The organism is Aeromonas sp. Marseille-Q7275 (assembly GCF_965119515.1).
Genome location: NZ_CBCPLW010000021.1, coordinates 19,618 through 33,922, shown reverse-complemented (window position 1 = coordinate 33,922; position 14,305 = coordinate 19,618). Strand labels below are relative to the sequence as shown.

Here is a 14,305-nt window from a genome sequence, read left to right as displayed (position 1 = left end):
TTTTCCCCCAAGGCGATAATGAGCACGACACTCTCTCTCCCTTGCAGGACGCAATACCATTATGAAAGAAGTTAAATTCCGGTGGGTTGACCGTTATCTCATTCACCTCACGATCAGCGAAAAATTTCTCATCACCTTCTGGTGCCCCTTGTTGTTCATCGCCTTTCTCACCTGGTACCTGCTGGCCGACGGCCATGATCAGCAGATGCAGATCCGGCTGGATCAACTCAAGCAACGGGTAGAGACCACGGCCCAGCTGATCACCCAGCAGCCCACCCTCACCCTGCCGGCCGAGCTCACCCTGGCGCCCTCCGGCAGTGCCGGTCTGATCCAGCAGGGTGATCGCTTTCAATATAGTGCCCAGGCCGGTCAAGCCGGTTTTGTCAGCGGCACCCTGGATGCCGGCAACTTTTCCATGTGGGATGGACAGGGGACGACCCTCACCATCATAGCCGTGCTGGCCGCCCTGCTCGCCCTCATCACCCACTATCTGATGACCTTCGTCTCCGGGGCCCTCTACTCCACCAACAAGGCACTGCAGACGGTGGCGAACGGGGATCTCACCTTCCGCCTCAACTTCTTCCCGGTGCGGGACGAGTTCTCCATCCTGGCGGGCAGCATAGACCGCTTCACCGATCGCCAGCACAAGATAGTGCAACTGGTGGAGGAGTCTGCCGAGGCGCTCACCCTGGCCGCCGACGAGTTCCGCGAGCATGCCAGCGACGGAGAGACCCTGGCCCGCGCCCAACGCCAGCACATGGACTCCCTGGCCGCCGCAATGGAGCAGATGTCGGCGGCAATCCGCGAAGTGGCCCGCAATGCCAACGACACCCTGCTGCAGACCCGCCAATCCAGCGAAGAGGCGGCCAACGGCGCCCAGCGGGTGGCTCGCACCATAGCCGCCATCCGTACCCTGGCTGACGAGATAGGCAACGCCTCAGGCGCCGTCGAGCGGCTGACCCACAATGCCAACCGCATCAACGAAGTGGTCAACGTCATCAACGCCATCTCCCAGCAGACCAACCTGCTGGCGCTCAACGCCGCCATCGAGGCCGCCCGGGCCGGCGAACAGGGCCGCGGTTTTGCCGTGGTGGCAGACGAGGTACGCACCCTCGCCAGCCGTACCCAGCAGGCCACGGTGGAGATCCAGCAGATGATTGAAGAGCTGCAGGCTGGCACAGGGGCGCTCAACGACATCATGGAGAAGACGGTCGGACGCGCCGCCAGCAGCCAGCAGCTCATCACAGAAGTGGGGCAGGACATCGACAAGCTGAGCAGCCACAGCGACGCCGTGCTGGAGATGAGCACCCAGATCGCCACCTCCAGCGAAGAGCAGAGCTCGGTAGCAGAAGAGATCACCCGCAACCTGGATCAAGTGCGCCACGAGGCCAGCCGGGTGGAAGAGTCCGCCAGCGCTTCGGTCGCCGGCACCACTGGCCTCAAGGCCACCGCCACCGAGCTCGGCCAGGCCATGACGGGCCTGCGGATCTGACGCCAGCCCAGTGTCACAGAAAGGCCATCTCGCGGATGGCCTTTTTTTATTCCCTTTCCTGGCCCCCTCGGGGCAATACAAGGTGCTTCGGTAAATGGTGCCTGGCCCCACAACCGCTGCGCCTATGCATTTATCGCTGCGACGCGGCTTGCGCACCAACCACAACAGCCCCTACTATATGCCCCCTTCTCTTTTTAGCATCGGCAACTACCCATGAGCGCTTCCATCTATCTCGTCAAAGGCCGCGAAAAATCCCTGCTGCGCCGTCACCCCTGGATCTTCTCCAAGGGGATCGACAAGGTGCAGGGCAACCCCATCGATGGCGATACCGTCGAGATCTACTCAAACGATGGCAAGTGGCTCGCCCGGGGCGCCTGGTCAGGCAGCTCCCAGATCCGTGCCCGGGTCTGGACCTTCGACAAGGACGAAACCGTCGATCTCGACTTCTTTATCCGTCGCCTCAAATATGCGCAAGAGTCCCGGGATCCGCTGATCAAGCGTCAGGGCCTCACCGGCTATCGCCTGTGCGCCGCCGAATCCGACGGCCTGCCTGGCCTGACCATAGACCGTTACGCCAACTTCCTGGTGTGCCAGATCCTCTCTGCCGGTGCCGAGTTCCAACGGGACCTTATCACCCAGGCCCTGCGTACCCTCTACCCGGAGTGCAGCATCTATGAGCGCTCCGACGTGGCGGTGCGCAAGAAGGAAGGGCTGAAAGAGCGCACCGGCGTCATCCATGGCGAGACCCCGACCGAGCCTGTGGTGATCGAGGAGAACGGCGGCGTCAAGATCCTGGTGGACATCCGCAACGGTCACAAGACCGGTTTCTATCTGGATCAGCGTGACAACCGCCAGGCGGCAGCCAAATACACCGAAGGCAAGCGGGTACTCAACTGCTTCTGCTACACCGGTGGTTTTGGCGTCTATGCCCTCAAGGGCGGCGCCAGGGAAGTGGTCAACGTGGATCTCTCCCAGAACGCCCTGGACATCGCCCGCCAGAACGCCGAGCTGAACGGCCTGGATACCAGCACCACCCAGTTCGTGCGCCACGACGTGTTCAAGCTGCTGCGGGAATACCGCGAGAAGGGCGAGAAGTTCGATGTGATCGTGCTGGATCCGCCCAAGTTTGCCGAGAGCAAGGCCCAGCTGCTGGGTGCCTGCCGCGGCTACAAGGACATCAACATGCTGGCGTTCCAGCTGCTGGCGCCGGGTGGCGTACTGCTGACCTACTCCTGCTCCGGCCTGATGGAGCAGAGCCTGTTCCAGAAGATAGTGGCCGATGCGGCGCTCGATGCCGGTCGCGATGCCCAGATCCTGGAGCTCTTGTCCCAGGCTTCCGATCACCCCATAGGGACCGCCTATCCGGAAGGCTTCTACCTCAAGGGGTTGGTGGTGCGTGCCCGCTAAGCCGCGCCAACCCGCGCTGGCACAGTGCCAGACCAGGGCTTGATGGCAAGCCATACCCTAGAGAAGGCCCGCTAGCGATAGCGGGCCTTCTCTGTTTTGTGCGCCCAAGAGATAACGAGGCTCACTCCATCTGTGCTCTCCTCAACTGGCCGCCACTCCTCCCGCCCCCTCGCCTTTCGCCAAGCTTCATGCTCACCGGCAGATGGCACTCACCAGCGGTGAAGATGGCCACTGACTTTATGCATAAACATGAAAATAAAATCACGACACTTGGAAAATTCTCGGGAAAATATCAGACAAAAACGCATCAAAACTCATTTCTGTGCATAAAACACGCTTCCCCCTCCCGACCATTCCCCGTCCGGTTTCAGTGCTGGGTTCGCTGCCTTCTGCCGGGATCTCGCGCCCGGCTCAGTCACGGGCCGGCGCCCCCAGGGGGAAGTAGTGGCGGTAGGGCCTCGCCTCATCCACCACCCGGACTATGGAGGGGTGACCCAGCAGACGGGCGCGGTAGGCACGCAGCCTGGTGAGTGAGTGCGGGATCTCATGGGCCCAGTCGGCATAGAAGAGCGAAGGGGCGGCGGCACAATCGGCCAGGGTGAACGCCTCCCCTGCCGCCCAGGTGCGTCCGGCGAGGCGCTGGTCCAGCCAGGGATAGATCTTGTCCAGCAGCTCCCTGGCCTGGGCAACGCCGTAGCCATCGTGATCCCCCGCCGGGCGCATCCTGTCCAGCACCACCTTCTGCATCGGCGTCATCACATAGTTGTCGAACAGGCGATCGAGCATGTGAACCTCGATCCCGTCCTCCCCTGCGGGCACCAGACAACGGGGGCCGGGATGCGCGCATTGGAGATATTCGATGATGGTGCTGCTTTCTATCAGGGTGCGCCCCTGATCCACCAGCACGGGAAAGCGCTTGAGGGGCCAGAGGCTGGCGAGTTCGGCCTTCACCGCCGCCGCCTCCAGGTTGAGGTAATCGAAGGGGACATCATTCTCGTAGAGGGCAATCAGCACCTTCTGGCTGTAGGACGAAAAGGGATGGGCATAGAGTTTCATCGGGCGTGCTCCTTGCATTCATGTGGACGACCTTCCTAGTCTAGATCCCCGTGTCTGCTCCTGACCTTCCCCCAGAGAGCAGGCGATTTTTGCGTGATAAATGCACATTCATGACGACAATCACACCCGTATGGCTCTCTTTTGGGTAGGGTGATCCCGCCTGCGGCAGCCAAGCCGAGGCAGCCGACCCATCAGGGTTGAAGGGCGGCACCACAACAAAAAATCGATGTCAGGCCAAGCTGAACATCACAAGGATCCCGTCATGAATCAATCATTGCCGCTGTTGACGCCGCTGCGGGGCATAGCAGCCCTGATGGTGGTGCTGTTCCATGCCCGCCTGTTGCTCTTTCCCCAGTGGATGGAGTCCATCGCAGGCCACACCCAACTCATCGAGAACGGCTACCTCTGGGTCGATCTCTTCTTTATTTTGAGCGGGCTGGTGCTGGCCCACGTCTACGGGGAGGCTTTCGCCCGCACGCCCCGCACCATCGGTTATGGCCGCTTCCTCTGGCTGCGGCTGACCCGGGTCTATCCCCTCTATCTGGTGACCCTGCTGCTGCTGGTGGGCTGGGAGCTTTACAAGGCCCGGCATGGGGTGGGCTTCTATGCCGGCCCCCTGTTCAAGATGTGGGAGTGGGAGGGCATGCCTCCCTTCGGCTCCCCCTTCACCCCGGCAAAGGCGCTGCCAAGCGCCTTCCTGCTGCTGCAGGTGGTGACGGATCAGGGGCTGACCTGGAACTTCGCCGCCTGGTCCCTGAGCGTGGAGTGGATAAGCTATCTGCTGTTCCCGCTGCTTATTCCGCTCGCCGTCACCCGCAGCCGCTGGAGCAACCTCGCCCCCCTGCTGGCGCTGACGGTACTGGCCTTTATCGTGCACAGTCGTGGCACCCTGGATGTCACCAGCGGCGTGTTGGCGGTGGGCCGAGGAGTGAGTGAATTCGTGCTCGGACTCTGGTTACTGCCAAGGGTCAGGGCCGCGCAATCCTTGCCCATGATGCAGCGGGATCTGCCGCTGCTGCTCGCCTTTATCCTCCCCTTCGTCTTGATGCAGTTCACCATGACGCCGCTGCTGACCCTGTTGCTGATAGGTGCTTACGTGCTGCTGATCTGGATTGCCGCCGCCCAGGGGGAGCGCCAGAGTCCGTTGCTGCGCCTGCTGGATAACCGCATCACCAACTGGCTGGGGGATCTCTCCTACTCCATCTACCTGCTCCATGCGCTGGTGCTGCTCACCGGCTGCGAGCTTGTCCACTATCTGGCGCCGGAGCTCACCGAGTGGTGGTATGCCCAGACCAACCCGCTGCTGGGGGTGCTGGCCACCCTGCTGATGCTCGCCGTGCTGATCGGTCTCTCGTCCCTCAGCTACACCCTGCTGGAGCGGCCACTGCAACGGCGCCTGCGCCGGCTCGGCAAGGTTCGCCAGCCGGCGATGGGGCAAGCCGGGTAAGAGCCCGGTATAAAGATGGCCCCGACGTGAGCATGGCTCGCCCTCGGGGCAACACAGGGGGAGATGCCTTGCCGCCAGCTCATGGCATAAGGCCGCTCCCTCTCTTTTTTGCCCACCAATCCCCTGCGTTTTGTGTGAATTCCAGTTCGAACCAGAGAGGGCATTTGTGGCATAATGCCCCGTCCTGTGGCCCTTGGCGGGGCTGCGCTGGCGCACCATGTCGCCCCTCCTTCCCCGTCCTGTCCGGCAGCCTTGCGTGACATCGCAGCCTCCCAAGGCAACCAGGGCCACCCGAATTTCACGCGCTTGAGCGCGCATTTGACGGCTCCACAGAGCCTCTGCACTGTTTGCACAAACAAGGGGTAAGCATGTCTTCCATTCGTCTGACCCAGTACAGCCACGGCGCTGGCTGTGGCTGCAAAATCTCCCCCAAGGTGCTCGACACCATTTTGAAGAGCCAGATCCCGGGCTTTGACGATCCAACCCTGATCGTCGGCAACAGCAGCAAGGATGACGCCGCCGTGGTGGACATAGGCAACGGTCAGGGCATCGTCTCCACCACCGACTTCTTCATGCCCATCGTCGATGATCCCTTCACCTTCGGTCGCATCGCCGCCACCAACGCCATCAGCGACATCTATGCCATGGGCGGCAAACCCATCGTCGCCATCGCCATCCTCGGCTGGCCCATCAACACGCTCGCACCTGAAGTGGCCCAGCAGGTGATCGACGGCGGTCGTCAGGTGTGTCACGAGGCGGGCATTTCCCTGGCCGGTGGTCACAGTATCGATGCGCCCGAACCCATCTTCGGCCTCGCGGTGACCGGCATAGTGCCGCTGGGTGCCATCAAGCAGAACGACACCGCCCAGGTGGGTGACGTGCTCTATCTCACCAAGCCCCTTGGCATCGGCATCCTCACCACGGCCCAGAAGAAGGGCAAGCTCAAACCCGAGCACGAGCAGCTGGCCCCCGAGGCCATGTGCACCCTCAACAAGATTGGCCAGCAGTTTGCGGCCCTGCCCGGCGTGCACGCCATGACGGACGTCACCGGCTTCGGGCTGGCCGGCCACCTGCTGGAGATGTGTGAAGGCTCAGGGGTGTGCGCCCGCCTCGACTTCAAGGCGCTGCCTCTGCTGGACGAGGTGGATCACTACCTGAATGAGGGTTGCGTGCCGGGTGGCACCCTGCGCAACCACGACTCCTATGGCCACAAGCTCGATGCCATGGACGATCGCACCCGCAACATACTGTGCGATCCCCAGACCAGCGGCGGCCTGCTGGTGGCCGTCGGTCAGGAAACCGAGGCCGAATTCCTCGCCATTGCCGAGCAGGCCGGGCTGAGCCTCTCCCCCATTGGCCGCTTGCAGGCACGCGATGGCGCGCGCTTTATCGAGGTCATCCAATGAGTGCCCTGCGATTTGTTGCCCGGACGGTTCTGATCTCTCAGGGGGCTGCGCGATGAGTGAACTGCCGCTCGAAACGAACCTGGCGCGCATCTTCCTGGAAGACGTGCCCCTCATCGATCTGCGCGCCCCCGTCGAATTCCAGGAAGGGGCCTTCCCCAACGCCGTCAGTCTGCCGCTGATGACGGATGACGAACGCGCCCAGGTGGGCACCTGTTACAAGCAGCAAGGTCAGGCAGCGGCCATCGAACTCGGCCACAAGCTGGTGGGGGGCGCCGTGCGCGCCGCCCGTATCGAAGGATGGCTGGCGCAGTTGCGTCAGCAGCCCGATGCCCTGCTCTACTGTTTTCGCGGCGGCCTGCGCTCCCAGACGGTGCAGCAGTGGCTGCATGAGGCCGGGGTCACCCGCCCGCGGGTGGCCGGCGGCTACAAGGAGCTGCGCCGCTTTCTCATCGATACCCAGGAGAGCGCCAGCGCCCAGTGCCACTGGCACGTATTGACCGGCATGACAGGCTCAGGCAAGACCCACATGCTGGCCGACATTGCCCAGTCGGTGGATCTGGAAGGACACGCCCACCACAGGGGATCCTCCTTTGGTCAGTTGCCGGGGGGGCAGCCCAGCAACATCAACTTCGAGAACCGGCTGGCCATAGAGCTGCTCAAGCGCCGGCACAGGGGTGAACATGCCTTCGTGGTGGAAGACGAGAGCCGCCTCATCGGTCGCTGCGCCCTGCCTCTCAACCTCTATGAGGCCATGTGCCAGGCCCCCCTGGTGGTGGTAGAGGTACCCCAGGAGGAGAGAGCCGAGCAGATCCGGGTGGATTACGTGCAGGATCTCTGGCAACGCTATCTGGAGATGCACGGCGGCGAGGCGGGCTGGCCGCTGTTTGCCGGCTACCTGACCGATGCCCTTGCCCGGCTCAAACGCCGCCTCGGGGACAAGGATCACCGGGAGCTGGATGGCTTGATGCAGGCCGCCCTCAAGGAGCAGGCCAGCACGGGAGATACGGCGCTGCACCTCGCCTGGATCCGCCTGCTGCTGACCCGATACTATGACCCCATGTACCTCTATCAGCTGAACAACAAGCGCGAGCGGATCCAGTTTCGCGGTGACAAGCAGGCCTGCCTCGCCTACTTCGCCGAGCTGCACGCCCGTCAGACCCATCAGGAGAGTCCCACATGTTGAAGTTCGAGGTGATCCCGGTCACCCCTTTCGCCCAGAATTGTTCCCTCATCTGGTGTGACGAGACCCATCAGGCGGCGCTGATTGACCCCGGTGGCGAGGCACAGAAGCTGCTGGCGGCCATCGCCAGGCGGGGGCTGACCCTGACCCATATACTGCTGACCCACGGGCATCTGGATCACGTGGGGGCGGCGGCCGAGCTTCGCGAGAAAACCGGCGTGGCAATCACGGGGCCCCACAGGGAGGATGCCTTCTGGCTCGACATGCTGCCCCAGCAGAGCCAGATGTTCGGCTTTGCCCATGCTCCGGCCTTTACACCGGATGGCTGGCTTGAGCAAGGTGACAAGGTGCAGGTAGGGCGGTGCGAGCTGGAGGTCTATTTCTGCCCGGGCCACACCCCGGGACACATAGTGCTGCTCAGCCAGGCCGAGCGACTCGCCTGGGTGGGAGACGTGCTCTTTGCCGGCAGCATAGGGCGCACCGACTTTCCCCGTGGCGATCACGCAACCCTGATCAAGTCGATCACCGAGACCCTGCTGCCCCTTGGGGATGACATCGTCTTCGTGCCCGGTCACGGCCCCAGCTCCACCCTGGGCCGCGAGAAGGCGAGCAATCCCTACCTGACGCAGCCTATCTGGTAATCCCCCCGCTCCTCACGGGTGTCCCACTGGCTCTTGAGGCGCAAGATCTCCGGCATGATCTCGAGAAAGCAGGCGAGCAGCCGGGGATCGAAGTGCTGGCCGGCGCCATCGCGCATGGTGGCCAGCACCCTGTCCAAAGGCCAGGGCTCCTTGTAGGGGCGACGCACGCTCAGGGCGTCAAACACATCGGCGATGGCCACGATCCGCGATGCCTCGGGGATCTCCTCGCCGCTCTCGCCGGCGGGGTACCCCGAGCCGTCCCATTTCTCGTGGTGATGCAGGGCAATGTCCGCCGCCATGCGAAAGATGGGCGCGTCGGAGCGCTTCAGGATCTCGTAACCGATGCGCGGGTGACTGCGCATGATGACCCACTCCTCCTCGGTGAGGGGACCGGGCTTCTTGAGGATATGATCGGGGATACCAATCTTGCCCATGTCGTGCATAGGGGCCGCCAGCTCCAGCAGATCCGACTGCTCCGGGCTCCAGCCAAGCGCGTCGGCCAGGGCTCGGGCATAGGCGGCCATGCGCCAGATATGTACCCCGGTGTCGGTGTCGTTGTAGTGGCCCGCCTCGCTCAACATCACGATGGCGGTGCGATAGCTGCGCTCGAGCTGATCGAGACGCACCAGGGAGAGGTGGTTGCGCACCCGGGCGCGCACCGTGCTCGGGCAGACCGGCTTGTAGATGTAATCCACCCCGCCTGCCTCGAACCCCTGGCTCTCGCTGTCTGCGTTGTCGCTCGCCGTGATGAACAGCACCGGGATCCCGGCGTGGGCCGGATCGGCCTTGAGCCGACGGCACACCTCGTAGCCATCCATATCGGGCATTCGCACGTCAAGCAGGATCAGGGCCGGCTCGTGGCGCCCCACGGCAGCCAGCCCCTCCTCACCCCCCTTGGCAAAGAAGAGGTTGTACTCCTCCTTGAGGATTTGCCGCAGCAGCCCGAGGTTGCTCGGCTCGTCGTCGATGATCAGCACTCGCGGTCGATTCATGGGGCAGGCTCCTCCCGATCCTCCAGATAATCCTCCAGCTTGCGGGTGGCGAACGGGATATCGAACAGCTCCAGGGCCGCACTTATCTCGCTCACCAGCTCGCCAGGCAGGTAACTCCTGGCCTGGCTCAGCGCCGGCTCAATCAGATCCAGATCCTCGCTCACCAGGGCCTGATGCAGGGCGTGCAAACACACCTCCCGCACTTCCCCCTGGGCCAGCGGGGAGCTGACGGCGCCCGGCTCGCGCCCGGCATAGGTGTCGATGGAGTGTTGTGCCCGCTCCAGCGCCTCGAGGAAGGGAGCGATGAGCTGACTGGTGTCGCCCCCCTGCTCGATGGCCTCGTTCAACTCGGCACTGATGCGCGCCACATCGGTGAGCGACAGGCTGCCCGCCACCCCCTTTATCTTGTGTGTCAGGCTCGCGGCCGCATCGGTCTCGTGCTGGGCGATGTAGTCCGGCAACACGGTGCCGACCGTCATGTAGTCATCGCGAAAACGGCGCAGGTACTTGAGATAGACCGAGGCTTCACCCCAGTTGCGAAGTCCGGTATCGATATCAATGCCGGCCACCGGCTCCTGGGCGAGTGGCTCGTCGCTCACGGCGAGCGGCAAGACACTGTCCGGGAGATAGCGCAGCAGGGTCGCGATGAGCTGCTCCACATCGAGCGGCTTGGCGATGAAATCGTTCATGCCACTGGCCAGCGCCGCCTCGCGCTGATCCTTGAACACCCCGGCGGTGAGAGCCAGCACGGGAGTCTCCTCCCGCCCCGGCAGCTGGCGCAGGCGACGGGTCGCCTCGTAGCCATCCATCACCGGCATCTGCACGTCCATGAGCACCAGATCGATGCGCCGCACCGGATCGGCGAGACAAGCCAGGGCCCGCTCCCCGTCGATGGCGGTGATCACCTCGGCCCCCTCCCGTTGCAGCAGGCGGGTCGCCACCTCCAGGTTGATGTCGCTGTCATCGACCAGCAGTACCTGTACATCCGGCAGGCGCAGACGGCGCTGACCGCTCTCCAGCGGCTCCACGTGCTCGCGCTTCTCGTGGATGAGGCGTGCCACCGCGTTGTAGAGGCTTGAGCCGGTCACCGGCTTGTGCAGCACCAGATCCACCTGCTCCGAGCCGGGGCGACGCATCAGCTCGTCCTGGGAATAGGCGGTCGCCATGATGATGATGGGTGAGCGCTCCTGTAGCTCGAAGGCACGGCGAATCGCCACGCAGGTCTCGAGCCCATCCATGCCCGGCATGATCCAGTCGAGCAGGATCACGTCGAAACGCTCACCCTGACGCAGCAGATGGTGCAGGGCCTGCTCACCGGATTCCACCACCCGTGACTGCCAACCGAGGGAGCCCACCGTCATCGCCAGGGTGTCGCGGGTCACCTGATTGTCGTCAGCAATCAGCAGTGAAACGTGCTGCAGTCGCTCATTGAAGGCCTCGGGGCGCTCCACCTGCTCCAGCCGGACGCGGAACCAGAACTCGCTCCCCTTGCCCAGTTCGCTGGTGACGCCAATGTCGCCCCCCATCAGGTTCACCAGACGACGGCTGATGGTCAGGCCAAGCCCGGTCCCCCCGAAACGGCGGCTGGTGGAGGAGTCGGCCTGGGAGAAGGCATTGAAGATGTGAGCCTGCTGCTCGGGGGGAATGCCTATCCCGGTGTCGCGCACCCGAAACAGCAAGGTGGCCATGCCGTCTTGCTCGGCCTCCAGCTCGACCTTGACCTCCACCTCCCCGCGCTCGGTGAACTTGATGGCATTGCCGGTCAGGTTGAGCAGCACCTGCTCGAGGCGCAGGGCATCCCCAATCAGATGGGCCGCCTGCTCGGGCGCGCTGCTTACCACCAGCTCGAGGTTCTTGTCGCCGACACAGGTAGACATGATGGCCGCCACGTGATCGAGCACCTCTTCCAGGCTGAATGGCGCCCGCTCGAGCTCGAGCCGGCCCGACTCAATCTTGGAAAAATCGAGGATGTCGTTGATGATCCCGAGCAGCGCCTGCCCGGCCTGGTGGATCTTGCGCACCAGAGCATGCTGACCATCGTCGAGCCTTCCCTGCTCGAGCAGGTAGGTCAGTCCCATGATGGCGTTCATGGGGGTACGGATCTCGTGGCTCATGTTGGCGATGAAATCCCCTTTGACCTGCGCCAGCCTGGCCGCCTCCTGCTGCGCCAGCTGCTCCCGATGCCGGCTGCGCACCAGCGAGGCTACTCCGGCACCGAACAGCAACAGCAAGATGGCGCAGGTGGCCGAGATGATCCCCCAGATGTGAGTACGAATGGCCAGCAGCTCGCTGCGCGGCACCAGAGAAGCGGCTTTCCAGGTCAGCTGATCGTGATTCTGCGCCGGGTACAGGGTGGTCCAGCTCCACAGTCCGTCGGCAGACTCCATCTGGCCGCTGGAAGCGCCCCAGAGTGCCTGCCAGGCCTGGGGGGAAGCGTGCCTCAGGGTGAGATCCGGGCGTTCGAGCATGAAGCCCCACTCCTGGGATGGGTCCGGGCTACGCAGCCAATAACCGTCCTGGTTGAACAACATGGTGTGATCGGCGGCCTTGCCACTGCTGTTGGCGAACACCTTGAGCATACGGCTGGCCTGCACGTTGATAAGCAGCAAGCCCAGATCGCGATCTCCCAGGCGCAGGCGCTTGGCAATACGGATCATGGGGTTGAAGGGGCGATCGATCACCCCCTGCTCGACGTTGAGATCGAGCGGGGAGACGTAGACTCGCTCCCAGGGCAGCGCCATGGCATCGCGAAAATAGTAACGCTCCCCCTTGTTTTGCAGCTGGTCGTCAGCCACACGCTGCAGATGCTGGCCCTGACGATTGAACCGCACCAGCTCCATGCCATCCGGCGCCAGCCAACGCACCTGGGCATAGTCGGGATTGCGGTTCATCAGAACGGTAAACTGGGCGGCAATGTTGTCACGCTCGTCGCGACCCGCCGCCTCGAGCAGGATAGGCTCTTCAGACATGCTACGCACATGGCGCAGCGGCACCGCCAGCTCGTCGTCGAGGCGGCCGCTGGCGAGCGCCAGGAAGGTGCTCTCATCGCTGCGAACACGGTAGAGCTCGCGCTCGATCAGTGCATTGCCCAGCAGATAGCCCCCCGCCAGGACCAACAGCAGGATAGGTGAAAACAGCAGGAAATATGCCCGTACGATTCCCTTCATAACGGTCAACATCACCCCAAAAAAGTGGACTTGCCCGAGTACCTTGTGGACATCAGAGCACCACAACGGGTGTCCTGCTGTCAATCATGCCTTCAAGTAAAGACCAATAGTGCTGTTTGAGTATTTTATTTTGTGGGTAAAAATGCTGTAAAAACAAAGAGGCCACCCGATTGGGTGGCCTCTTTACAGGAAAGTTCGTTGTCGATTAGACGCGAACGAAATCCAGGTGAACCAGCTTGTAGCGAACCGGGTGACGCTGGATAGCCTTCACGTTCACTTTGACTTCTTCACCGTTGATGACCAGGGTCAGCTCGGAGGAGTAGAACTCCGGCTTCTCTTGGGCCAGGATCAGCTTTTTGTGGTCCAGGGTAACGGACACAGCTTCTTTGCCTGCACCGTAAACGATGGCAGGAACTTGGTCAGCATGACGCAGGCGGCGGCTCGCACCTTTCCCCAGGTCAGAACGGACTTCAGCTTGGAATACGAAAGACATAGTGGTTATCTCTTTTAAGATGAATATATGGTGTTGACTGCGACCGGTCAGCACCTCGCAAAACGAGCGCGAATACTAGCATGGGCCTGGGGTGGATACAAGGGACGCACGACGCGTCATTCGCGCCTCCCCACAGCGGCATCGGATCTTATCCGAATGCGCCTCAGCGCCCCTGCTCCAGACGAGCAAACTGCTGCTGGCGCTGGGCCGGGCTCATGGCGTCAAACTGGGCCAGGGTCTCGGCCTTGGGGCAGTAGAGGCGCTGGCCTGTCTGTACCCTTATTCCCTTGCCCATACCGGGGCGATTCTCCTCCACCAGCGCCAGCAGATAGCTGTAGGTATCAGACCCGCTACCCACCTGTGCCTGAAGCTGGCTGGCGATGCGCCAGAGCGTCTCCCCCGCCGCCACCTGGTGACAGACTCGCGATGCCCCTCCCGCCGCGGTCGCGGACAGGGTCAACGTGGTTCCCTCGGCGCCCTGGCCGAGGGTGGCGAGCTGCACGGCACCGAACTGAGCGGAAGCCCCCAGGGGGATGGGCGCAGCCCGCCCCATCAGGTTGGCCAGCAGCGGCTCGCTCTGGGGCATCCGCCCCCTCCCCGCATTCGAACCCGGCAAGGAGAACTCGGCGATAAAGGCCGCCCCTCCCTGATCCTCAGGGGCGAGAGAGCCACTGGCGACGGGCTGCACGGCCGAATGGGGGGCCATGCCATAGGCCATCTCATCGATGCGCTTGAGCCTGGCCAGATAGGCCTTGGATAGCTGGGCCTCCCCTTCGAACAGATCGAAGGGGGGCACCAGACGGGCGGGAAACAGGATCTGCCAGTGGCCGTTCTTCTTCTTTTGTTCGAGCGGCGGGAACTGGTTGCCCCGCCAGGCCACGAAGATGGGAGGCACGGCCCTGTGCACCGGGTAGTAGTCCGGGTTGAGCTGCACCCAGGTTTGCTCCGCAATGGGCTGATAGCCGCTGATGTTGACCAGCGCAACCCCCAACCAGATCCCCAGCATATGACGGCCTCCCTTCCC

At 63.0% G+C, this 14,305-nt stretch carries 11 protein-coding genes; 6 read left to right on the top strand and 5 right to left on the bottom strand.

The features are described 5' to 3' along the window. Window positions 1–61 precede the first annotated feature (61 nt). Window positions 62–1,492 (top strand): methyl-accepting chemotaxis protein, encoded by a 1,431-nt coding sequence (locus tag ACWPWQ_RS17505; protein WP_454010370.1) that lies wholly within the window; start codon window positions 62–64, stop codon window positions 1,490–1,492. Between the two features lie 213 nt (window positions 1,493–1,705). Beyond that, window positions 1,706–2,899 carry a class I SAM-dependent methyltransferase gene (locus ACWPWQ_RS17500; RefSeq protein ID WP_043131905.1) on the top strand — a complete coding sequence of 398 codons (1,194 nt, stop codon included), beginning with the start codon at window positions 1,706–1,708 and terminating at the stop codon, window positions 2,897–2,899. A gap of 411 nt (window positions 2,900–3,310) precedes the next feature. Here the strand turns inward: ACWPWQ_RS17500 and ACWPWQ_RS17495 are convergent, their stop codons facing one another. Further along, complete coding sequence (locus ACWPWQ_RS17495; RefSeq protein WP_454010369.1) at window positions 3,311–3,955, bottom strand: glutathione S-transferase family protein; 645 nt, start codon at window positions 3,953–3,955, stop codon at window positions 3,311–3,313. A 262-nt stretch (window positions 3,956–4,217) separates the two neighbouring features. Between ACWPWQ_RS17495 and ACWPWQ_RS17490 the strand changes: the two genes are divergently transcribed. From ACWPWQ_RS17490 to ACWPWQ_RS17475, 4 genes are all read left to right on the top strand, one after another. After that, a complete protein-coding gene (locus tag ACWPWQ_RS17490; protein ID WP_454010368.1) occupies window positions 4,218–5,402 on the top strand; it encodes an acyltransferase family protein in 1,185 nt (394 codons plus the stop codon). 368 nt (window positions 5,403–5,770) lie between these two features. Continuing rightward, window positions 5,771–6,808 carry a selenide, water dikinase SelD gene (gene selD, locus ACWPWQ_RS17485; RefSeq protein ID WP_342058731.1) on the top strand — a complete coding sequence of 346 codons (1,038 nt, stop codon included), beginning with the start codon at window positions 5,771–5,773 and terminating at the stop codon, window positions 6,806–6,808. A gap of 52 nt (window positions 6,809–6,860) precedes the next feature. Beyond that, window positions 6,861–7,991, top strand: a complete 1,131-nt coding sequence (gene mnmH / locus ACWPWQ_RS17480) for a tRNA 2-selenouridine(34) synthase MnmH (protein ID WP_454010367.1) — start codon at window positions 6,861–6,863, stop codon at window positions 7,989–7,991. Continuing rightward, a complete protein-coding gene (locus ACWPWQ_RS17475; protein ID WP_319913477.1) occupies window positions 7,985–8,629 on the top strand; it encodes an MBL fold metallo-hydrolase in 645 nt (214 codons plus the stop codon). The genes mnmH and ACWPWQ_RS17475 overlap by 7 nt, the downstream gene beginning before the upstream one ends. Here the strand turns inward: ACWPWQ_RS17475 and ACWPWQ_RS17470 are convergent. From ACWPWQ_RS17470 to ACWPWQ_RS17455, 4 genes are all read right to left on the bottom strand, one after another. Then, complete coding sequence (locus ACWPWQ_RS17470; RefSeq protein ID WP_202045702.1) at window positions 8,605–9,621, bottom strand: response regulator; 1,017 nt, start codon at window positions 9,619–9,621, stop codon at window positions 8,605–8,607. The genes ACWPWQ_RS17475 and ACWPWQ_RS17470 overlap by 25 nt on opposite strands. Then, window positions 9,618–12,788, bottom strand: coding sequence for a response regulator (locus ACWPWQ_RS17465; protein ID WP_454010366.1), 3,171 nt, complete (start codon window positions 12,786–12,788; stop codon window positions 9,618–9,620). The genes ACWPWQ_RS17470 and ACWPWQ_RS17465 overlap by 4 nt, the downstream gene beginning before the upstream one ends. Before the next feature lie 205 nt (window positions 12,789–12,993). After that, the gene (gene rplY, locus ACWPWQ_RS17460; RefSeq protein WP_041205748.1) at window positions 12,994–13,281 is read right to left on the bottom strand and encodes a 50S ribosomal protein L25; all 288 of its coding nucleotides are present in this window, start codon (window positions 13,279–13,281) and stop codon (window positions 12,994–12,996) included. 163 nt (window positions 13,282–13,444) lie between these two features. Next, a complete protein-coding gene (locus ACWPWQ_RS17455) occupies window positions 13,445–14,287 on the bottom strand; it encodes a hypothetical protein (protein WP_454010365.1) in 843 nt (280 codons plus the stop codon). Window positions 14,288–14,305 lie beyond the last annotated feature (18 nt).